The organism is Pontibacter aquaedesilientis (assembly GCF_014773225.1).
Classification (GTDB): domain Bacteria; phylum Bacteroidota; class Bacteroidia; order Cytophagales; family Hymenobacteraceae; genus Pontibacter; species Pontibacter aquaedesilientis.
On record NZ_JACXAJ010000003.1, the window covers coordinates 195,738 to 215,480 of the forward strand.

The 19,743-nt window shown below is 50.8% G+C and carries 20 protein-coding genes; 6 read left to right on the forward strand and 14 right to left on the reverse strand.

Annotation, left to right across the window (positions count from 1 at the left end):
- Positions 1-19: 19 nt before the first annotated feature.
- From H9Q13_RS09295 to H9Q13_RS09320, 6 genes are all read right to left on the reverse strand, one after another.
- Complete coding sequence (locus tag H9Q13_RS09295) at positions 20-775, reverse strand: ZIP family metal transporter (protein WP_191183521.1); 756 nt, start codon at positions 773-775, stop codon at positions 20-22.
- A gap of 6 nt (positions 776-781) precedes the next feature.
- On the reverse strand, positions 782-1,516 hold the full coding sequence (locus H9Q13_RS09300; protein ID WP_191183522.1) for a class I SAM-dependent methyltransferase: 735 nt from the start codon (positions 1,514-1,516) through the stop codon (positions 782-784).
- Between the two features lie 168 nt (positions 1,517-1,684).
- Positions 1,685-1,984 (reverse strand): hypothetical protein, encoded by a 300-nt coding sequence (locus H9Q13_RS09305; RefSeq protein ID WP_191183523.1) that lies wholly within the window; start codon positions 1,982-1,984, stop codon positions 1,685-1,687.
- A 104-nt stretch (positions 1,985-2,088) separates the two neighbouring features.
- Positions 2,089-2,673, reverse strand: a complete 585-nt coding sequence (locus H9Q13_RS09310; protein ID WP_224744185.1) for a hypothetical protein — start codon at positions 2,671-2,673, stop codon at positions 2,089-2,091.
- 52 nt (positions 2,674-2,725) lie between these two features.
- Entirely contained in the window at positions 2,726-3,583 is an 858-nt protein-coding gene (nadC, locus tag H9Q13_RS09315) for a carboxylating nicotinate-nucleotide diphosphorylase (protein ID WP_191183524.1), read from the reverse strand.
- Positions 3,584-3,649: 66 nt separating this feature from the next.
- A complete protein-coding gene (locus H9Q13_RS09320) occupies positions 3,650-4,072 on the reverse strand; it encodes a DUF4783 domain-containing protein (protein ID WP_191183525.1) in 423 nt (140 codons plus the stop codon).
- Positions 4,073-4,259: 187 nt separating this feature from the next.
- Between H9Q13_RS09320 and gpmI the strand changes: the two genes are divergently transcribed.
- The 3 genes from gpmI to H9Q13_RS09335 all read left to right on the forward strand — a co-directional run bounded on the left by gpmI (position 4,260) and on the right by H9Q13_RS09335 (position 7,998).
- Positions 4,260-5,801, forward strand: coding sequence for a 2,3-bisphosphoglycerate-independent phosphoglycerate mutase (gene gpmI / locus H9Q13_RS09325; RefSeq protein ID WP_191183526.1), 1,542 nt, complete (start codon positions 4,260-4,262; stop codon positions 5,799-5,801).
- Positions 5,764-6,369, forward strand: coding sequence for a hypothetical protein (locus H9Q13_RS09330; protein ID WP_191183527.1), 606 nt, complete (start codon positions 5,764-5,766; stop codon positions 6,367-6,369). Before gpmI ends, H9Q13_RS09330 begins: the two co-directional genes overlap by 38 nt.
- Positions 6,370-6,504: 135 nt before the next feature.
- Entirely contained in the window at positions 6,505-7,998 is a 1,494-nt protein-coding gene (locus H9Q13_RS09335) for a M43 family zinc metalloprotease (RefSeq protein ID WP_224744186.1), read from the forward strand.
- A gap of 26 nt (positions 7,999-8,024) precedes the next feature.
- On the opposite strand, the gene H9Q13_RS09340 is transcribed toward H9Q13_RS09335, so the two are convergent.
- From H9Q13_RS09340 to prfA, 3 genes are all read right to left on the reverse strand, one after another.
- On the reverse strand, positions 8,025-8,450 hold the full coding sequence (locus H9Q13_RS09340; protein WP_191183529.1) for a secondary thiamine-phosphate synthase enzyme YjbQ: 426 nt from the start codon (positions 8,448-8,450) through the stop codon (positions 8,025-8,027).
- Between the two features lie 237 nt (positions 8,451-8,687).
- On the reverse strand, positions 8,688-10,058 hold the full coding sequence (locus H9Q13_RS09345; RefSeq protein ID WP_191183530.1) for a hypothetical protein: 1,371 nt from the start codon (positions 10,056-10,058) through the stop codon (positions 8,688-8,690).
- Between the two features lie 235 nt (positions 10,059-10,293).
- Complete coding sequence (gene prfA / locus H9Q13_RS09350) at positions 10,294-11,370, reverse strand: peptide chain release factor 1 (protein ID WP_191183531.1); 1,077 nt, start codon at positions 11,368-11,370, stop codon at positions 10,294-10,296.
- 187 nt (positions 11,371-11,557) lie between these two features.
- Between prfA and H9Q13_RS09355 the strand changes: the two genes are divergently transcribed.
- From H9Q13_RS09355 to H9Q13_RS09365, 3 genes are all read left to right on the forward strand, one after another.
- Positions 11,558-12,184, forward strand: a complete 627-nt coding sequence (locus H9Q13_RS09355) for a c-type heme family protein (protein WP_317173888.1) — start codon at positions 11,558-11,560, stop codon at positions 12,182-12,184.
- Positions 12,185-12,330: 146 nt separating this feature from the next.
- Positions 12,331-12,651 (forward strand): thioredoxin family protein, encoded by a 321-nt coding sequence (locus tag H9Q13_RS09360; protein ID WP_191183532.1) that lies wholly within the window; start codon positions 12,331-12,333, stop codon positions 12,649-12,651.
- A gap of 6 nt (positions 12,652-12,657) precedes the next feature.
- Positions 12,658-12,900, forward strand: a complete 243-nt coding sequence (locus H9Q13_RS09365) for a DUF6952 family protein (RefSeq protein ID WP_191183533.1) — start codon at positions 12,658-12,660, stop codon at positions 12,898-12,900.
- A gap of 83 nt (positions 12,901-12,983) precedes the next feature.
- Here the strand turns inward: H9Q13_RS09365 and H9Q13_RS09370 are convergent, their stop codons facing one another.
- From H9Q13_RS09370 to H9Q13_RS09390, 5 genes are all read right to left on the reverse strand, one after another.
- Positions 12,984-13,574: a TetR/AcrR family transcriptional regulator gene (locus H9Q13_RS09370; protein WP_224744188.1), complete on the reverse strand. Its 591-nt coding sequence runs from the start codon at positions 13,572-13,574 to the stop codon at positions 12,984-12,986.
- Positions 13,575-13,760: 186 nt separating this feature from the next.
- Complete coding sequence (locus H9Q13_RS09375; protein ID WP_191183535.1) at positions 13,761-14,444, reverse strand: carotenoid biosynthesis protein; 684 nt, start codon at positions 14,442-14,444, stop codon at positions 13,761-13,763.
- Entirely contained in the window at positions 14,437-15,933 is a 1,497-nt protein-coding gene (gene crtD / locus H9Q13_RS09380) for a 1-hydroxycarotenoid 3,4-desaturase CrtD (protein WP_191183536.1), read from the reverse strand. The genes H9Q13_RS09375 and crtD overlap by 8 nt, the downstream gene beginning before the upstream one ends.
- A gap of 128 nt (positions 15,934-16,061) precedes the next feature.
- On the reverse strand, positions 16,062-16,511 hold the full coding sequence (locus H9Q13_RS09385; protein ID WP_191183537.1) for an SRPBCC family protein: 450 nt from the start codon (positions 16,509-16,511) through the stop codon (positions 16,062-16,064).
- Positions 16,512-16,714: 203 nt separating this feature from the next.
- A complete protein-coding gene (locus H9Q13_RS09390) occupies positions 16,715-19,648 on the reverse strand; it encodes a DEAD/DEAH box helicase (protein ID WP_191183538.1) in 2,934 nt (977 codons plus the stop codon).
- Between the last annotated feature and the right edge of the window lie 95 nt (positions 19,649-19,743).

Sequence of the window (19,743 nt, forward strand, 5' to 3'; positions counted from 1 at the left end):
CAATAGAAGTTTTCTGAGTCTAAATAAAGTCTGTCAAGAGTGCCAGTGCCAGGCCAAACAGGGTAGCCAGCAGTTTGTTCCGGTTGAAGCGGTGATCGGGACTTGTCTCGAAGAGGATAGTGGTGGAGATATGCAGGAAATTACCTGCCACCAAACCAGTAAGGGCCGTGAACACCACTCCGCTTCCCACTTGCTGCGCCAACAGCAAATTGCTCACGATTATACCCAGCGGTGCCCCAACGGCAAATATCAACAGCCACAGAAAAGCTTTCTTAAAAGACCCGATACGAGATAACAGCACAGACATAAGCGCAAAAGCCGCCGGCACATGGTGTATGGCTATACCTAGCAGCACTACATAAAAGTTGTCCCCGCCATGGCTGTGCCCCACATGCCTGCTATTGCCTTCCACCAGAATGCTGCCCTCCAAAAATGAATGGATAAACAAAGAGCCTAGTAACAGAAAAGGCATCGTGCCGACATGCTTGTGGCCGTGGCCGCTGCTGTGCATATGCCCATGCTCCACGCCATGCGAGAATATCTCCAACACCAACTGCAAAAAGAACCCGGCCAACACCCAGTAACCAATCAGATGCGGGTTCCGGTTGTTGAGCAGCACATCGGGCAACAGGTGTATGATTGTGATGGTAAAAAGGTAGGCTCCACTGAAAGCAAGCGCCATTTTCAGCCATTTGATGTTATCAGGCGGAAACACCTTTACCAGGAAGCTCGAAAGCACCACCGTAAAGAATAGGATAAGGATGGCTATGATCATGGCCCTTTATTTTTTTAGCACAAAGATTATACGATCGCTGCTCTCACGCTCATAGGGGTTGAGCCGGTAGTCTCCAAATACGTCCACCAAACGCAACTGCACCATCCTGAAGTACTCCAGAAAATCCTCCTCACGCAGTGCTCTCACCCGCTCTTCGAACCTGAAATCCTGCCCTTTGTCACTGAAACAGATCGTTTTGATGATAAAACCGTCTTCTACCCTGCGGCTTATGCGGAAGTTGATCCCTTTTACCTCTTTCTCTTCATGCGCCACCAGGTTCGCAATGGTACGATCTGTGTTCATGAAGTCGATGACCAGTTTGCCGCCATGCTTTAGGGTAGCAGCTGTGGCATGCAGGGCCACTACATTTTCAGTCTCGTTGTTGAAGTAGCCGAAACTGGTAAACAGGTTCAGCACAAAGTCAAATGCCTCGGGTTGGTATACCTCCCGCATATCGTGCACGGCAAAATGCAGGCGCTCATTCTCAAACTGGCTGGCGTACTGTATGCTTTGCTCTGAGAGGTCAACCCCGGTCACATCGTAGCCTTGCTGGTTCAGGTACAGGGAGTGGCGGCCTTTGCCACAGGCCAGGTCCAGGATCTTATGCTCAGGCTTTGGGTGAAGGTAGGCAAGCAAATTGTCCATAAACAGCCTGGCATCCCGGTCGTCCCGGTTACTGTAGAGGATGTGATAATACGGGGAGTCAAACCAGGTACTAAACCATTCTTCCTGTTCGGCCATAGGTGCTGTGTAAAAGCAATAAGGTTGCAAATATACCTTTTATTTTATTTCGGAACACAGGTATACGGAGCGCCACACACTGGGTATGGTTACCAATGTATATGTCCATAAAAAAACCTGCCGCTGCTGTAGCTTACAGCAGCGGCAGGTTCGTTGTGCAAAAAAGAACTAGTCCTTGTCTGCGCCTTCTGGTAAAGTAGTGGCAGACGTAGGAATGCTGTCGCCTTTCTCGATTGTGTTTACGCCTGCATCATGGTTTGGCATTAACTGGTCGTGGCCGGCTTCCTGACCATGGGCTGCATGACCTTGTTCTCCCGCTGCATCAGACACATTGTAAGTGCTGCGCATACCTGCAGGTACCGTGCTTACTGATGCCTTGGTGCTTGGTCTCTGATCAGAAGAGGTTCCGCACGAAATCATAAACAAGCCACAAACTGCGGTAAATACTGCTAATACGTTCTTATTCATCTCTTTTTTGGGTTATACTTCTTGTATTCAATATGCTACTGATTAAAGCAGTAGCATGGCAAATTTTATATTACGGCAAGCTGGCTGCCGGAGGTTAATATCACTTAGGCGATCAGGTTTTTGCGGCGCAGCAGCGACTCCAGCAACTTGATATCGTTGGGGCTGTTGAAGATCCGGAACGGCAGCATCACAAATATCGGGGCCTGAAACGTTTTTGCCAGCCAGCCTTTCCAGCCGCCTGGCAGTTGCGCCTCAGTTGGCGGCTTCAGCCACAACAGGTATGACTCGCCCTTACGCTCGGCAGCTCCAATCATATCCCAAGTTAGGGTCATGCCCTCACGCTCATTGCGCTTCAGCAGGATCTGACGTGCGTCTATCTCATAACTCAGTTTCTCAAACAGCGGATTACCCTGCTCCATCTGCGTTACGCCCATTACCTGGGCCGAGCGGAGCAGCACGAAGATTAGCGTTACCAATACGGCAGCCACTACCCACCACCAAGAGAAATTAAATACTGCCGGCAAAAGCAATAGCACCAGTGGGATAAGGGCCATCCACCAGTCACGGCGCCACACCTTGGCCAAGGCTATACCTGTAAATGTGTTTTTCTCCAGCTGGTACTTCTTGGTACGGATGGCATTGGGGGCAGCACCCGGCTGCATCCGGTAACGTTGATTTGGTTGTTGCATAAAATATTAAGATATAAAATCCTGGCGCTAAGGCCGGGCAAGATAAAACAAATTAATAGGCTTTCAGGCTCAGGTCCATGCTCTTGATGGAGTGCGTCAGTGCACCCACCGAGATAAAGTCCACGCCGCACTTGGCTACATCCGCTATCGTGGCTTCTGTAATACCGCCAGATGCCTCCGTTTCGAAACGACCATCTATCAAAGCCACTGCCTCGCGCATCAGCACCGGCGACATGTTGTCGAGCATGATGCGGGCTATACCTCCGGTTTCCAGTGCTTCTTTCACCTCCTCCAGGTTACGGGTCTCTACCTCTATGCGCAAGTCTTTCCCTTTGGCCTTCAGGTAACGGTGTGTGGCCTCTATTGCCTCGCGTATACCTCCGGCGTAATCCACATGGTTATCCTTTAGAATGATCATATCGAATAGCCCGAAGCGGTGGTTCACGCCGCCGCCTATCAGTACCGCCCATTTTTCCATCATCCTGAAATTAGGGGTGGTTTTGCGGGTATCGAGCAACTTGGCCTTTGTTCCGGCGATCAGGCTGTTCAGGTAATGGGTATAGGTGGCAATACCGCTCATGCGCTGCATGCAGTTCAGCACGAGTCGTTCGGCCGTGAGGATGGACTGCGCTTTGCCTTTTACAGTGAGCGCCACATCGCCATACTTCACTACGGCACCGTCCTGCAGCAGCACTTCTACCTGCAGGTCAGTGTCAACCTGCTTAAAAATATAGCCGGCCAGCTCTACGCCAGCCAGTATGCCCTCGCCCTTCACCAGCAGGCGTGCCTGGTTCTGGGCCTCGTTCGGTATAGAAGCCAGCGACGAGTGGTCGCCATCGCCTACATCCTCGGCCAGAGCCCTGGATATAAACTCGGCTATGCTTTGTTCGGTCAGGTATGTTGCTTTCACGGTGCAAAAATAAAAAAAGGCCCGGTATATATCCCGGGCCTTGCTAAAAATCTCACTATTATCTTCTTAATCTTTTATAAAGTCGATGGAATGGATCAGGAATTTGCCTCCCGTATCCTTCACACGGATCAAAACGGTGTAAGAACCATTGCGATGCGTATAGGTACCGATCACATAGCGCTTGTCCTTCTTCACTGATTCACTGGGTGTAGGAAAATTATAGGCAAAGCCCGTTGGAGGGTATTTACTGAAGAAGTTCTTCATCACAAACTCTGCCTGCGTTTTGCTGTAATCCGTTGACTTCTCATCTGCAAAAGACAAACTTACCTTGCTGTCGAAGTGCCTGGCCAGGTCCTTGGCCGATCCAACCCGCAGGGCTGTCTCTACGCCATCAAATACATCCTTTTGGGCAGCAGCCTGTCCAACGGAAAGCAAAGTGGTAATCAGAGCCAGAAAAAGTACTACAGCAATGTTTTTGAAGTTTTTCATAAAGTTAGTGTGTAATCTCATCCTGTCAGTAGCTAAAACTATGCCAACAAGCATCCCTGCGTCCGGACTTTAAATTTAAGAGTATTATTCGATATTGAAAGGAATAACGGTATAGAAGGTATAACGTTTATTTTGAATAATAAGCCTTAGCCAAGGCAGGCACCGGAGATTGTTTTATATTTGCAGTATGGATAAAAAGGTAATGCTAGTAATACTGGATGGCTGGGGAATTGCCACTAATCCAGAGGTTTCGGCTATACACAAGGCCAACACGCCATTTGTTGACGCCATCATGAACCAATACCCTACTTCTACGCTGCAGGCCTCAGGCGAAGCGGTGGGATTGCCCGAGGGACAGATGGGCAACTCGGAGGTGGGGCACATGAATCTTGGGGCGGGCCGTGTGGTGTACCAGGATTTGGTACGCATTAACAAAACCATTGCTGAGCATAAACTGGCGGCCATGCCGGCCCTTTCGGATGGCTATACCTATGCCAAAGAAAATAACAAGGATGTACACCTGATCGGGCTGCTGTCGGACGGTGGCGTGCACTCCCATATCGAGCACCTCAAGGCACTCTGCACGGCTGCGGCTGACCACGGACTACGCAACGTATACATCCATGCTTTCACCGACGGCCGTGATACCGACCCGAAGGGGGGAGTGAAGTACATCAACGAACTGGAGCAGCACCTGGAAAACACTACCGGTTCCATTGCCTCCATTATCGGCCGCTATTACGCCATGGACCGCGACAACCGCTGGGAACGCGTAAAACTGGCCTATGACCTGCTCGTGCACGGCAAAGGCACTGCTTCCCAGAATCTTATCAAATCGGTGTTGGACTCCTATAACGCTGGTGTGACCGATGAATTTATCCAGCCGATCGTGAAGGTGAACGATGAGCAGCAGCCTATCGCTACCATTAAGGACGGCGATGTGGTGATCTGCTTCAATTTCCGCACAGACCGTGGCCGTGAGATTACGCAGGCGCTCACCCAGCAGGACTACCCGGAGCAGAACATGTACAAGCTCAACCTACGCTACATCACCATGACCAACTACGATGATACCTTCTTGGGCGTGGATGCGATCTTTGATAAAGACAACCTGAACAATACTTTGGGCGAGGTCATTGCCAAAGCCGGCAAAAAGCAGATTCGGATAGCGGAGACAGAAAAATACCCACACGTAACCTTCTTCTTCTCTGGTGGACGCGAAGTTCCTTTCGAAGGCGAGAAGCGCCTGCTTTGCCCTTCGCCGAAAGTGGCCACCTACGACCTGCAGCCCGAGATGAGCGCCTATGATATACGGGACGCCATTGTGCCGGAGCTGCAAAACAAGACGGCTGACTTTATCTGCCTCAATTTCGCCAACCCCGACATGGTAGGCCATACCGGCGTGTTTGAAGCGGCTGTAAAAGCCTGCGAAGTGGTAGACGAATGCACACAAGCCATCGTAACGGCCGCGCTAGAAAACGATTATGACGTCATCGTGATAGCCGACCATGGCAATGCGGACTACATGATCAATCCGGATGGCACGCCGAACACAGCACACACCACTAACCTGGTGCCTTTCGTGCTGGCGAGCAAGGATTACAAAGGCACACTTAAATCAGGCAGACTAGGCGACATCGCCCCGACTATCCTTGATCTGATGGGTATAGAACAGCCAGTTGAAATGACTGGTGAGTCACTGTTACAAAGAAACGAAGCAATTGGGTAGGTATAACATCATCGGATTTTTGGCCCTGCTCTGGGCTGCGGTAGCTTGTGAGCGGCCTGTACCTCCCGTTTCTGACGGAGAGAAGGCCGCTTACAACCTTACTGGCTATTTGCAACAACAAGCCCAACGCCTGCAAGCCGAAAAGCCTATGGTCCTGAAGTCTGTTAAGACGCAGAACAAACCCACCGAAACCATTGAAACCAGCGATGTGGATTGGGAGAAGGAGCTTTCCATTTTCCAGGAAGTGGACCTTAGCCGCCCAGCCCTTCGGGACTTTTACCAGGAGCAGCAACAGACTTTGCCCAATGGCAGCACGATCACCGTTTTCTTAAAATCAGAGGACGCAGCTGCACCGGTAGAGCAACTTGTGCTTACCGTATCGCCTTTTCAAAAGCTGGAGCACCTGGAGGCGGTGGTGCTTGAAGAAAACATACTCTTCTACTCTAAAAGAAAAATAACGCTTACCGCTGAGTCCGGCACAGGGAATGTGTCCGGCTACCGTGTCGAGGGTGTGCAAAAGCTTATATTCGGCGACTCCCTGCACTATCGCATCGACGCAAACCTGTAAGTTTTCGCTCCGGGGCCACACTTACCCACCCGCTATACCTTTTTCAGCGTTAATTTCAGTATATTGCTATTCTAAGCCACTCATGGCTTGCAAGTTAGAGCTGGGTGGCTTCTGCTGCCTGCTTAGTTTATGCCTATGCGTCTTTTTATACTGCTTCTGTTCCTGCTCACGACCTATGCTGGTTTGGCACAGGTTAGCGTACCTGCCCGGGAACGCAGCTGCGCCACAGACAGCTACCTGGAAGTGATGAAGCAACAGGACCCGGGCTTTGAGCAACGCTACAAACTGACCCTGGAGGCCGTGCAGCAGGCCATGCGCCAACGCCCAGCAGGTCAGCACTTACGCCAGGCGACCGTCACGGTGCCGGTGGTTTTCCATGTGGTGTATAACAAACAAGGCGAGAACATCCGCGACGAGCAGATATTATCGCAGCTGGCTGTGCTCAACGAGGACTTCCGGCGCATGAATGCCGACACAACCAATACCCCTGCCTACTTCCGATCCCTTGCTGCCGATACACAGATAGAATTCTGCCTGGCAATTGTGGACCCTCAGGGTAACCCCACTACCGGTATCACCCGCACACAAACATCGAAGGAAAGCTTCAGCTTTTTCTCAGACCTGGTAAAGTCTACTGCCAATGGCGGGATAGACGGTTGGGACCATACCCAGTACCTGAACATCTGGATCTGTAACCTGAGTAACGATGAACTCGGCTATTCCTCTTCTCCAGGTGCGACTCCCAGCCGCGATGGTGTTGTGCTGCACCACCGTTCAGTGGGGGCTGCTCCCTTCAATACCAGCATGTGGGCTTTTAACCTGGGTCGTACGGCCACGCACGAAATCGGCCACTGGCTTGGGCTCAAGCATATCTGGGGCCTGGGCATCACCTGCAGAGACTCCGACGACATAGACGATACGCCTAACCAACTCAGCGAAACAGTAGGCTGCCCTGACGGGATCAGGCTCTCATGCGACAACGGGCCCAATGGGAACATGTGGCAAAACTACATGGACTATACCAATGATGCCTGCATGAACCTCTTCACCGCCGGACAGGCCACATACATGCAAAGCGTCTTGCAGTCTGCCCGCAGTTATGTCTATGCCTCGGTTGCCTGCACCGGCGAACTCCGTTCCCGCTTCCAGGTTGCCCAGCCAGGAGACACTTTGGTTGCTGTTGGGGATCAGGTACAGTTTCAGGGATCGTTTGCGGGATTTAAGCCCACAGCCTGGCTATGGCATTTCGAAGGCGGCACACCCGCTACATCCACCGAACAGAACCCCACGGTCAGGTATAGCCGTCCGGGCAATTACCGGGTCTCGCTCACTACTTCCAACGAGAACATGAGCCATACCTTGGAGAAGGAGGACTACATTTATGTAACGCCTAATGACGTGAGGGTATACCCTAATCCGGCGTCGGGTTTCATCACCATTGAGCAAGCCGCCCGCCAGGAGGTACTGCAGGTTGAGTTGATTAACCGCTACGGGCAGGCGATGCTAAAGGAGCAGGTGCAGGACAGGGTTCTCCGACTGGATGTGCAAGGATTGCCGGCAGGTATGTATATCCTCCGCATGGCCAGCACCAACGGACTGCGTACAGAAAAAGTCAGCATATTGAAGTAGCTAGGTCTTCCTAGCCCCAACATTTGCTAATACCCCTCTCCCTGCAGTGTTACGACCACTGTGCGCTTGGAGGCGCGATCACGGTGCTCACACAGATAGACTCCTTGCCAGGTACCCAGATTGAAAGAGCCGTCTGAGATCGGCACCGAAACAGAGCTGCCCAATATGGCTGCCTTCAAGTGAGCTGGCATGTCGTCCGGGCCTTCCAAGGTATGGCGGTAGTATGGGGCGTTTTCGGGTACCATGTGGTTGAAGTGGCTCTCGAAATCCTGGCGCACGGTGGGGTCTGCGTCTTCGTTAATGGTCAGGCTGGCGGAAGTATGCTTGATGAAAATGTGCGCCAGGCCCACCTTATAGCTCTCCAGCTCAGGAAGCTGCGCAGTCAGCAGGTCGGTGATCAGGTGAAAGCCGCGTTTCACGGCTGGCAGTCTTATCTCTTTTTGAAACCACATAGCTTTTTGAATTAGTGATTGTGTGAATGAGCGATTGAGTGAATTTTGAATGAGTGACTGAGTGAATGAGCGGATGAGTGAGTGAGTTAGTGATTGAGTGAGTTAGTGAAATGAAATTATGCGCTTTTATAACGAATAATTAAAGGAGCAGCCATATTATAAAAGCATTTCCTCAGGGCGTTCGCATATTTAACTCCCATTCACTCAGTCACTCAATCACTTATTCACTCATTTCACCTAGTCTATTGTACGCTCGAAAGCGCCTATATCTGGCTTCGTGGTGCTTCGGGTTTTACCTTTGATGTCTTTGCTTATACCTGGCAGGGGCAGGGCGGCTCCGCTGGCAGGTGAGAGGGTATCGAGGCTAAAGTTTTGTTTCCGCACTTCCTTAAACTTAGGGTCTACGTTCAGGATGTTGCCATTTGTATTCAAGGTGCTTTTATAAGCTTCCGTGCGGAGTATATTATGCGAAATATCCGCTGTGATAGTCCCATCCAACAGCACTTCGTTTATGTAGTTCGAGCCATCGCCATACACCATGCTGTTGACCAGGCGCAATTGGGTGGGTTGGTTCTTTATATTGGTCCCCGGAACATAATCTGCCACTACAAAAGCCGGGGTTTCGCGCTGCAAGCGATTCTCATAATTTACGATAGTGGAGTAGAGCACTTCGTAATTGCCACCGCCCAGCCCTCCGAAGCCGTACTGCCCGCAGTTATGGATGAGCGTGTTCACCACTTTCACATCAGAGGTAAAGGCTACAATCCCGTCCAGAAAAGCATACTGAATAACACACCCTTCCACTAATGTCCCTGTTTTACCAGGATTGCCGATGCGCAGACCGCGCATGGTGTTGCGTATATCTGCGTAACGGATAAGGTTGTTTTCGCTTGTGGCCAACAGTCTTATACCTTCCCATTGTCCCGGCGCATTGGCGTATTGCGGTTCGCGCCTTACCCCACCAAAACTCACCCGCTCTTCCGGTGTGCCCTCTACCCGGAGCGTGCCGCTTACCAGTAGCACCGCCTTGTTGCCGGCAAATATGCGGGCTCCCTTTTCAATGGTGAGCGTAGCGCCCTGACGTACCAATATCGTATCGAGGAGCACATGCGGCTTGCCGGCCGGCCAGGTTGTGTTGCCAATCACACTTTTGCGGTGGAATACAGCGTCTTGTCCGTAAGCCACCAGTTTCACGTTCTGCTGGTTGCCATTGGTGCTGAACAGGATAGAGTCCGCCACCAGGAAAGGCAGGTTTTTGTTAGCCGGGTTTACGTTGACACTCACCAGAATGTATAGACTATCCTTGCCGCGCAACTGCAGGTTGTTGACCACAGGGCTCTCCAGACCATTGACGATAAGCTTGTAAGGCGATGAACTGCCCCCGGCCAGGTTAATGCTGCTAATGCGCACTGCATTTTTATTGGGGTTGTATACCTTGAGTCGGCGGGTTGCACTGCCCTGCGCCACAAACACCGTATCGAACAGCAATGTGTCGGCTGAGAAACGCAGCGTCGCCTCCGGATCGGTTGTGACGACCTCATCCTTGGGTTCGCAGCCAAGCATCGACAGCAGGAAGAGCAGGGGCAGTATGGCAAGGAGGTATTTCAAGGAGTGAATGGTTAAATTGTTATATGGTTAAATGGCTGTTATCTTCTGAACGAGATTTAAAAATGGAATTCTATCACTGTTCTTCCAAAGCCTCACAGATATACAGTGAACATAAACTTTAGATACAGCAATTAACAATTTAACCATCTGACAATTTAACAATTAAAATAAAAAAAAGGAATGCAGCGCAGCTTTCGGCTGCACCACATTCCTAAATATAGCTTATACAAACAGATTACTCTGCGGTAGCACCTTCTTTCAGACGCTCAGAGTTCTCTGCTATACGCAGTTGTTCTACAAAGTCCTCGATACCGCCATCCATCACACTAGGCAGGTTGTACACGGTATACCCAATGCGGTGATCCGTCACACGGCCCTGCGGGTAGTTGTAGGTACGGATCTTGTCGGAGCGGTCGCCGCTGCCTACCATGCTCTTGCGCTGGGCACCTTCAGCTTCCAGCTTCTTGGCAAGTTCCTGCTCATAAATACGCGAACGCAGTACGGCAAGGGCTTTGTCGAAGTTCTTGAGCTGAGATTTCTGGTCCTGGCACTGGGCTACCAATCCGGTTGGTAAGTGCGTAAGTCGAACGGCTGAGTAGGTCGTGTTCACCGACTGACCACCCGGGCCTGAAGAACAGAAAAGGTCCTTACGGATATCGTTCATATCCAGGTCGATGTCGAATTCCTCTACCTCCGGCAGTACGACTACCGAAGCAACTGAGGTATGTATACGGCCCTGCGTTTCAGTGGCAGGTACACGCTGCACACGGTGCACACCCGACTCAAACTTAAGCTTGCCATACACGTCTTCACCCGACATGCCTACAATGATTTCTTTATAACCGCCTGATGTGCCTTCTGTGGCGTCGATCAGTTCGGTGCGCCAGCCCATCTTCTCTGCGAAGCGGATATACATACGGTACAGGTCACCGGCAAAGATAGAGGCTTCGTCGCCACCGGCACCGGCACGGATCTCCATGATGATGTCTTTGCTGTCATTCGGGTCTTTCGGGATAAGCAGTTCTTTCAGCAACTCTTCCATTTGCTCGCGCTGCGGCAGCAATTCGTCCAGTTCCTCCTTGGCCATCTCCCGGAAGTCCTCGTCCTTCTCCGTCGCGATCACCTGTTTGGCGCTGTCGATGTTGCTGAGGATGTTGAGGTACTTTTTATACTCTACTACTATTTTGTCAAGGTCCTTATATTCTTTATTCAGCGATTTGAATTTCTTCATGTCGCTGGCCACATCAGGCTGGATAAGCAGCTGGCTTACCTCTTCAAACCGGTGATTAATGGCTTCTAATTTATCTAACATCGCTCTGTTATGGTTTTAAGCTGCAAAGATACTAAATTGGCGTTGAAGTAATAAAACATATATGCTGGTTGCAGTTGTTATATTACTGATTTATCCTACTACAAATTTGATTCGAAAGATGTTCAAAGCCCGTTCTTTGCTCGCTACTATAACCTTTTGCACAGCCTTTATAGTTTCAGGCTGCGACGTGAAAATAAAACCAATAGAGGGAGGCAAGGAGATTGCCCAGGAAGTAGAGCGCCACAAGATCAAGCGGCTCACCCAGGAGGACATTCTCAATGCTGCCCTCAAGCACGGCGATTCTATTGTGGTCGTGGCGCAGCGATTGCTGGACACCCGCCTGGCCGAGCAGCTGGAGCAGGGGGGCGTGGCCGCTGCTATACCTTACTGCCAGCCCGAGAACTACGAAGAGGTGCAAGCGTTGCAGGATAAGTTCGGGGCATTCGCACACCGCACCGCTGGTCGTCTACGAAATCCTCAAAACAGAATGGACGATGCTGCAGGTCCTAGGCTTGCCCACTATGCCAAAGGAACAATCGAAGGCCCAATAGTGACTCAAGAGTTGGACAATAACGAATTGCTTTATACCTCACCCATCTATGTGCGCAACGAGACCTGCCTGAACTGCCATGGCACTGTTGGCAAAGAGGTAGCAGTTGCAGACTATGAACTGATAAAACAAAAGTATCCACAAGATCGGGCTATAAACTTCCGGGAAGGTGACCTGCAGGGCATTTGGACCATCAGGTTCGATAAGAAAGAGCTAGTTGCCTTCCTTAACGATCAGCCTAAGAAAAGCCGCCGCCCACGTTAAACAAAAGGCCTTATTCTATGTTAACGGTCCAAACGACAAGGTATAGGCAGCAGAAGGAACCGTATTTTAAGCCTGAAACATTTAACTTTGCACTCAGTAAGATCAGGCTATACCTGATCTGATGTTTAACCTCTAAAAAGAATAACATGGCTGTAATAGTAGCAACCGATAACGATTTCGATAATGTACTCAACTCAAACCAGCATGTAGTAGTGAAATATTACGCCGACTGGTGCGGTAGCTGCCGCTTGTTCTCGCCTAAGTTTAAGCGCATGTCTGACGACGAGGCTTTTGCCAACGTGGCTTTTGTGGACGTGAACGCCGAGACCAGCCCGGAGGCCCGAAAACTGGCCGGTGTGACCAACCTGCCGTTCTTCGCCATTTTTAAGGATGGCAAGCTGGTTGACACCGTAGCCGCCAGCAAGGAGGAAGCCGTACGTGACCTGATTTCCAAACTGACCATTTAAGTACCCATGAAAATACCCGCAATCAAGAAATTAGTAGAAACACAATCACTGGATGAGTTGATGGCCGCTGAGGCCGCCATTGTTGACGAGCAGCCACTTGCCATTGAGGTAGAAGGCGACGACGAAGGCGAGCAGCTGACGCATGTGCTAGCAGCTGTCTGGATCATGAACTACATGCAGGACAATGGCGCTGACTTTAAAACGTCACTCCGCGAATACACGAAGAAGGTGCGCGTGTCTATCAGCTAGGCGTGTTGCTTATACCATTTTAAACGAACAGCGGCCCGGGGTCTATACCTCGGGCCGCTGTGTATTTATAGGTTAATCAGGACTTATATATTGTGTCTGGAGAAGAATTGCTCTGCCTGCTTTCCGCCTACTTCGGTGCAGATGCCTCGCACATAGTACAGGTATATGCTTCGGAAAACTTCGGCTAAATCATACCTGTCTGGCGGGAACACCATAGGATTGATCATCATGAAGAATTGCTCGAGTAGAATTTTGGTAACCAACTGCAGGTTGATGTCCTTGCGGAAGTACCCCTGCAGGATGCCCCTGTTCAGTATATCAGCATTGACGTGCTGATTGTTGCTGTTTACAAAATCCATGGTCAATCCCCAGGCTTCTGGATAATTGTTCTGCATATCTGAGATATAGACAGGATTGATCTCCCGCATCTTTCTTATACCGTCTTGCAGCAGCATCATAATCTCCTCCACAGGGGAGTTTGCATTCGCCAGTAACTTCACCTGTTCACGCTTCTGCTCTTCAATGTCGAACAAGGTCACTTGTCTTACCATATCGGCCCGGTTGCGAAACAACTCATTGAATGTAGACTGACGGATATCGAGTTTCCTGATAAGCTCTTCATCGGTGTGTGACTCAATGCCTTCCCGCTTGAAAAACTGGAGGAGCTCGCTCAATATAGTATCTATAAAAATCATAATCTAATTCTGTTCCTCCTTACTGAAAAGGAGCGTATAAGCTGCTTACGTAAATCCATTTAGAATGTATTGCCTAAATTTCGCGGCGGCCTTCCAATCTTAACAAGCAAAGGTAGGGCATAGCTTAGGAACCTGCAAGGCTATACCTGCCACAACATGTTATACTTACAGAAAAAGATAGAGGGTAACGAAGAACAGCATCTGCACCAGGTATACGTATGGTGCCAGTCGGTTTTGCTTGTAGAAATCGCCCCGCTGGAAATAAACCTGCAATAAAACCGACAGCCCCAGCCATCCGGCGTAATTTGAGAAGGGTATCCGGTTTCCTGCCCAGTCCCAAAAATCGAATCGCATAGCTACCGGCTCTATAAAGAAGTCTAGCCCCACCATAAGCAGTGCGGCAAGTATGGCTTTGCCCAGCCAATGCAAGGGAGTATCTTTCACCAGATGCCCGGTCGTGTAAACCAGCATAAGCCAGTTGAGTCCTATGAGCAAGGGCACGTCGAACAGCTTTATACCTAGAGCCTCTCCGTAGGCATAGTCTCCAAACAGCAGGCCGGTATGCACCCCGACCACTTCGGACAGAAAGCCAACCACCATCACGACTACAGCAAAAAGCGCAAATGGCAAATTCCAGCGCCTGTGGAAAGCAAACAGCAGCCCGTTTGTCAGCAATAGGTTGAGTGGCGTGAGTTTTTGAAATTTCTCAGGTTCGCCGCTGAACAGCAAGCCCCAAAGTCCTACCGCATGAAAGATAACCAGCACACCCAAGGCCAGGGCGAAGGCGTAAGGCTTCAGGCGCTGTTGCAACGGAATCGCTGGCAGATATGTCTTGACGGTGTCAGGCATGTTGCTTCAGATTTTTAGCGGGTGTTACGGTGGGAACCAGGCTATCTACGATACTGGCCGACAACAGGCACAAAGGTATACCGCCACCGGGGTGCACACTGCCGCCGCAAAAGTATAGTCCTTTTATCTTTGAGCTGAAGTTCGGGTGTCGCAGAAAGGCTGCCATGCGGTTGTTGGAGCTGCTGCCGTACAGCGCTCCGGCATAGGAGGAGGTCTGTTGCTCAATCAGAAGCGGATCCAGTACCTGTTCGCATGTAATGGCATCGGCAAGTTCGGTTTGCAGCATGCGGCTCAGCTTATTGGTTACGGCAGTTCGGGTAGAGTGGATGAGCTGCTCCCAGTCCTGGCCCTGGTGATGCGGTACGTTCACCATCACAAACCAGTTTTCGCAACCCGCAGGCGCATCTTCTTTCTCCAGTTTGGAGGTGATGTTCACGTATACCGTCGGGTCCGGGCTAATGGTCTTGTGCCGGAAGATGTGCTCGAACTCCTTTTTGTAATCCCCGCTGAAGAAGATGTTGTGCAGGTGCAGCTCCGGGAACTCCCGCGCTATACCCCAGTAATAAATGAGCGCCGAACTGGAGCGTGGCTGCTGTAGCGTTCGCTCGGGCGCAGGCTGGTCGGGCAGGAGCCGGCGGTAAGTCGGCACCACATCCATATTACTGACCACCACACCGGTGCTATACCTGCCAGCGCTGGTTTCTATACCTGTCGTTTTTCCATTTTGGGTGATTATGCGTTCCACCCGTTCGCTATACCTGAAGGTTACACCCAACTCTTCGGCCAGCTTCACCAGACTGGCAGCAATACTGTAAATGCCCCCTTTGGGGTAAAAAGCACCGATGTTATGTTCTAGGTGTGGAATCAGGTTGAGCGTGCCCGGCGCCTGGTATGGATCGGAACCGTTGTAGGTGGCAAAACGGTCGAGCAGTTGCACAAAGCGCGGATCATTGAAAAGCCTGGCATTGGCACCGTGCATGGTCGTTGTGAGCCCGAGGTCTGGGAGACAGCCAAATGCTTTGAGCACATCGGCACTCAGGTAGGTGTCCGCTTTGTGCAGGGACTTGTGCAGAAAGGTATCGGCGGTGCCATCATAGAGCCGCGCACTTTTGGCCAGTACCTCGCGCACATCCTTTGCCGGTACGCCCAACTGCTGCTCCGCCTCTGTGGCAAAAGCATCCGGGTCGGCATAGGCTTTGAGCTTGCTGCCATCTGGCCAGAAATAATGTGTGATTGGATCGAGACGGGTGTAGGTAAAATAATCGGAAGGCGTGCGGCCGGCCAGCGTAAAGAGCTCGTCCACCAAATGCGGTAGAGTAAACAGCGACGGGCCGGCATCGAAGCGGTACCCCTGCAGATCGAATTGGTGCATCTTGCCGCCGAACGAAGTATTGGCCTCGAATACGGTCACGTCGTAGCCCTTCACCGCCAGCCGTATGCCTGTGGCTATACCTCCTATACCTGAACCGATAATGGCCGCTTTCGTCATACCCGAATTTACGCAGATTATTTCTTTCCTGCACTTAACTGGCAGGAAGGGGCAAAGGTTTTAGGTATAGCGAAGGTTTCGCACAGCAATATTTGCCACTACCAATCAACCTAAGGCTCTACTTTACTCTATGGCATTTCATCCCTTCCAAACACCTTTCTGTAAGTTGGCTTGCGCATACCGAACTGGGCCAGCATGAGCGGGTATAGCAACAGGTCCAAAAGTTTGAAACCCGTCCCATAATCGATGATATCGTGAATCACGGAGCTGTTTCCGCTCTTTGTGACAAGGTGCTTGTGTTGCCAGCGGCGCAGGGGAGGAGGCAGCTCCTGCCCCTCATCAATAAACCAGGCTGCTGTGTCGGTTATTTCCCGCTCTGTGATCAGGCTGGTCCAACGGAATGACTTTATACCTGTCTGCAACTCCACTTCCACTTGATCACCCACGTCGCTGCCATCAAAGCGTAACAGTTTTAGCTTTGGGTAGGGCGGTGCCAGCCTCCGAAACAGCTGCTCGTCAAAAGCATGGAAAACGCTCAGGAAGTCTTGTTGGACGGCAGTTTTAAGGTGGAGGCGCATGGGTTGAATTGCTAAATTGTTGAATGGTTAAATTGTTGATGGGCTACCTTTCTTTTAACCGATAACCGTCTTCAAAGTTATACGACTCACATGCTATACCTGCCCACAAAAGAAAAAGCCGCAACACGTATCATGCTGCGGCTTTGGTATAATCATTCACTATCGAACCAACAAATTAACCTTCAACAATTCAACCATTAAGTTTAACTCAACAGGTTGTCAATATCCTCCTTCGTCAGGCTTTTGATGATGTTTTCGTCGGTGCTGATCAGGTCGGTCACGAGTTGGATCTTGCGGTTTTGCAGGGCCAATATCTTTTCCTCTACTGTGTCTTTGGTGATGAACTTGTAAGTAAACACCTTTTTCTGCTGCCCGATGCGGTGGGCGCGGTCCACGGCCTGTGCTTCCACAGCCGGGTTCCACCAAGGGTCCAGGATGAACACATAGTCGGCAGCAGTAAGGTTAAGGCCCACACCTCCGGCTTTCAGGGAGATAAGAAATATCTGTATACTCTCATCGTTCTGGAAAAGCTCTACCTGTTGCTGGCGGTTTTTGGTGTTGCCGTCCAGGTAGGCATAGGTTATTTCCTTCTCATTCAGTACTTGCCGGATGATCTCCAAATGCTTCACAAACTGGCTAAAGATAAGCACCTTGTGCCCCTTGCCGACAATGTTCTTCGTCATCCGCAGTACTTCCTTCAGCTTACCCGACTCGCCTTCGTAGTTTGGGTCGGCCATAGAGGGGTGGTTGGCGATCTGCCGGAGCTTCATGAGACCCTGCAAGAGCATAAACTGCGTGTTGCCCGGCCCGTTCTCCTCCAGGTTCGTCAGAATTTTGTTGCGGTAGTAGGATTTGGTTTCCTCGTAGGCATGCTCCTGCTCTTCCGACATTTTGCAGAAGGTGGTATGCTCAATTTTAGGCGGCAGCTCACGGGCCACCTGCGACTTGTGCCTGCGCAGGATAAACGGCTTGATAAGCGCATGAAGCCGGCGGGTCTTGTGCTCGTCCTTCTCCTTCTCGATAGGTTTAAGAAACTCGTTGCGGAAGAAGTGCTGGTTGCCCAACAGCCCCGGATTGATGAATGACATCTGCGACCATAGGTCCATGGTGCTGTTCTCCACGGGTGTACCGGTTAGTATCAAACGGTGACGTGATTTGAGTGAGCGTACGGCTTTGGAGGTATTGGAGTCCGGGTTTTTGATGGCCTGCGACTCATCTAGTATGATATAATCGAAATAATAGGTCTTGAGCAGCTCCGTGTCGAGGCGCACAATACCGTAGGAGGTCAGGATTAGGTCATAGTCCTTGAACTGTTCCACGTTTTTGTCGCGGTAGGTTCCGGTATAGGTCAATATGCGCAATTCCGGTGTAAACTTCTTGGCCTCGTTCAACCAATTGTAAATCAATGAAGTCGGCATAACAAGCAAAGTGGCCGACTCCGCCCCGTTCTCTTTGCGGTGTTGCAGCATGGCCAGTGTCTGCACGGTCTTGCCCAGACCCATGTCGTCAGCCAGACAGCCTCCAAACTTAAAGTCCTTCACGAAATGCAGCCAGTTGTAGCCCGCCTTCTGGTAAGGTCGCAACTCGCCCCGAAAACCCACCGGCAGCGGTTTGTCTTCTATGGTGTCGAACTCGCGCAGTTTCTCCAGCTTGCGCGTCATGGTTACCTGCGCCAGGTTGCCGTTGTGCAGGTCGTTCACCAGCGCCATGTGGTGCTTGCGCAGGGTCAATTGGTGCTCGCCCTCCGAGAAGGCGAAAAGCTCAATGTATTGCGTAAACCACTCCTCCGGTATAATCGCCACCTGTCCGTTAGGCAGCAGGTACTCGTTGTTGCGGGTCAGGATGTGGTTTTTGAGTTTGATGAAAGGGATTTCGAATTCTCCGAAGCGGACCGTCCCGTAGATATCGAACCAGTCGTTGTTCTCGGTTATACCTACGTTCACCGAAATATCTCCGATGAAGTAATTTTTGCCGTTCTTCTCGCCCTGCGCTACCGTGAAACCGAGGTCTTCGAGTTCCTGCAGGTTGCTGTTGAGCCACGAGAAGGCCGAGTTCTTATCCAGGACCGCCTGCCCGTTCTTCACTTCTAGTTCGCGCTTGGCCAGTTCCTTTACATACTCCTTCTCGTGCACGGCATCACGAATCAGCTTATGGAAAATATAGGAATCCTCCGTTTTCTCCATACTCACGCTGATGCGTTTGGCCTCCTGCGTTTCTACCACATAATCGCCATACCTGAACGACAGGTTGAAGAGAATCTTATCGGCGGCGTTGGCTCGTTCAGCCTTGCCGGTCTCTAAGCCACCGTTGCTGTACAAAGCCGACGCATCAGCGGATTTTATCTCCGAAAAGGTCAGATAGGGGCTAGGTGTAAAGCGCTCTGATTTTATGTCGAAGCCAGTAGCCCGCACATCAAACGATTCCAGCAATGGCGTTACGAACTTGCGATAGTAGTTCTCCTCCACCGAGCGCGGGATCACAATAAATTTCTTGTTCAGGAAAGGCTGCAGCTTCTTGCCATCAATGGCTTTCTCAAAACTGTATACTATACCGTCCAGCATCAGCCAGGCGGGCTCATAGCAAATGAGCGCGGCATTGCGGTACTGGAAGTGCAGCTTTTCGCCGTTATACCTAATGGTCGGGTAGTAGTGGGTATTGTCTTCGTTGCGGCGGAAATGGAACAACACGCTTGCCTTCTCGGGTGCCACCTGTATCTCTTTCCAAGCTGGGTCGCCGTCCTTGCCCATGATAAAGGTCTTACGATCGCTGAGCATGTCCAGAATCTTGCCCATGCGCACCTGTATGTAGTGGCTGATGGCCTCTTGCATGCTTTTGTCGCCCTTCTCGGGGTCGTATACCTTCAGGAAAAAATCAATCGGGGAGAGTTTCTTAGGAGAGAATTTCTTCAGCACCGCGTCCTGTTGGATCTGGTCGATCAGGGCGATCAGTTTGAAATCTCTGGCATCGAGGCGGGAAGAGAATTCGTCGGCGTTTTTGGCAGAAATATTCTGGTGCTGAAGAGTCAGCTGGCCTTTGGTATTTATCTGCACCACAAAAGACTCGAACAGGTATCCCAGGTACTCGTGTTCAAACAACGAGTATACCACCTGAAATGGCTGTGTGGTGTATACTTTCATGCAGGTACAATTTTAGGACTTCAAATTTACTCCCAAAACTCCTGATTTCCTACCCTTCCACACGCCAAATCACAGCTACAATCAAACTATTTTTA

Bases quoted from the DNA above. Each gene is read 5' to 3' on its own strand.
- H9Q13_RS09320 (WP_191183525.1), bottom strand. From the start codon at position 4,072: ATGAAAAACTTCAAAAACATTGCTGTAGTACTTTTTCTGGCTCTGATT.
- H9Q13_RS09365 (WP_191183533.1), top strand. From the start codon at position 12,658: ATGAAAATACCCGCAATCAAGAAATTAGTAGAAACACAATCACTGGAT.
- prfA (WP_191183531.1), bottom strand. From the start codon at position 11,370: ATGTTAGATAAATTAGAAGCCATTAATCACCGGTTTGAAGAGGTAAGC.
- H9Q13_RS09340 (WP_191183529.1), bottom strand. From the start codon at position 8,450: ATGTGGTTTCAAAAAGAGATAAGACTGCCAGCCGTGAAACGCGGCTTT.
- H9Q13_RS09375 (WP_191183535.1), bottom strand. From the start codon at position 14,444: ATGCCTGACACCGTCAAGACATATCTGCCAGCGATTCCGTTGCAACAG.
- H9Q13_RS09295 (WP_191183521.1), bottom strand. From the start codon at position 775: ATGATCATAGCCATCCTTATCCTATTCTTTACGGTGGTGCTTTCGAGC.
- H9Q13_RS09305 (WP_191183523.1), bottom strand. From the start codon at position 1,984: ATGAATAAGAACGTATTAGCAGTATTTACCGCAGTTTGTGGCTTGTTT.
- H9Q13_RS09310 (WP_224744185.1), bottom strand. From the start codon at position 2,673: ATGCAACAACCAAATCAACGTTACCGGATGCAGCCGGGTGCTGCCCCC.
- H9Q13_RS09390 (WP_191183538.1), bottom strand. From the start codon at position 19,648: ATGAAAGTATACACCACACAGCCATTTCAGGTGGTATACTCGTTGTTT.
- gpmI (WP_191183526.1), top strand. From the start codon at position 4,260: ATGGATAAAAAGGTAATGCTAGTAATACTGGATGGCTGGGGAATTGCC.
- H9Q13_RS09300 (WP_191183522.1), bottom strand. From the start codon at position 1,516: ATGGCCGAACAGGAAGAATGGTTTAGTACCTGGTTTGACTCCCCGTAT.
- H9Q13_RS09335 (WP_224744186.1), top strand. From the start codon at position 6,505: ATGCGTCTTTTTATACTGCTTCTGTTCCTGCTCACGACCTATGCTGGT.
- H9Q13_RS09385 (WP_191183537.1), bottom strand. From the start codon at position 16,511: ATGCGCCTCCACCTTAAAACTGCCGTCCAACAAGACTTCCTGAGCGTT.
- H9Q13_RS09360 (WP_191183532.1), top strand. From the start codon at position 12,331: ATGGCTGTAATAGTAGCAACCGATAACGATTTCGATAATGTACTCAAC.
- crtD (WP_191183536.1), bottom strand. From the start codon at position 15,933: ATGACGAAAGCGGCCATTATCGGTTCAGGTATAGGAGGTATAGCCACA.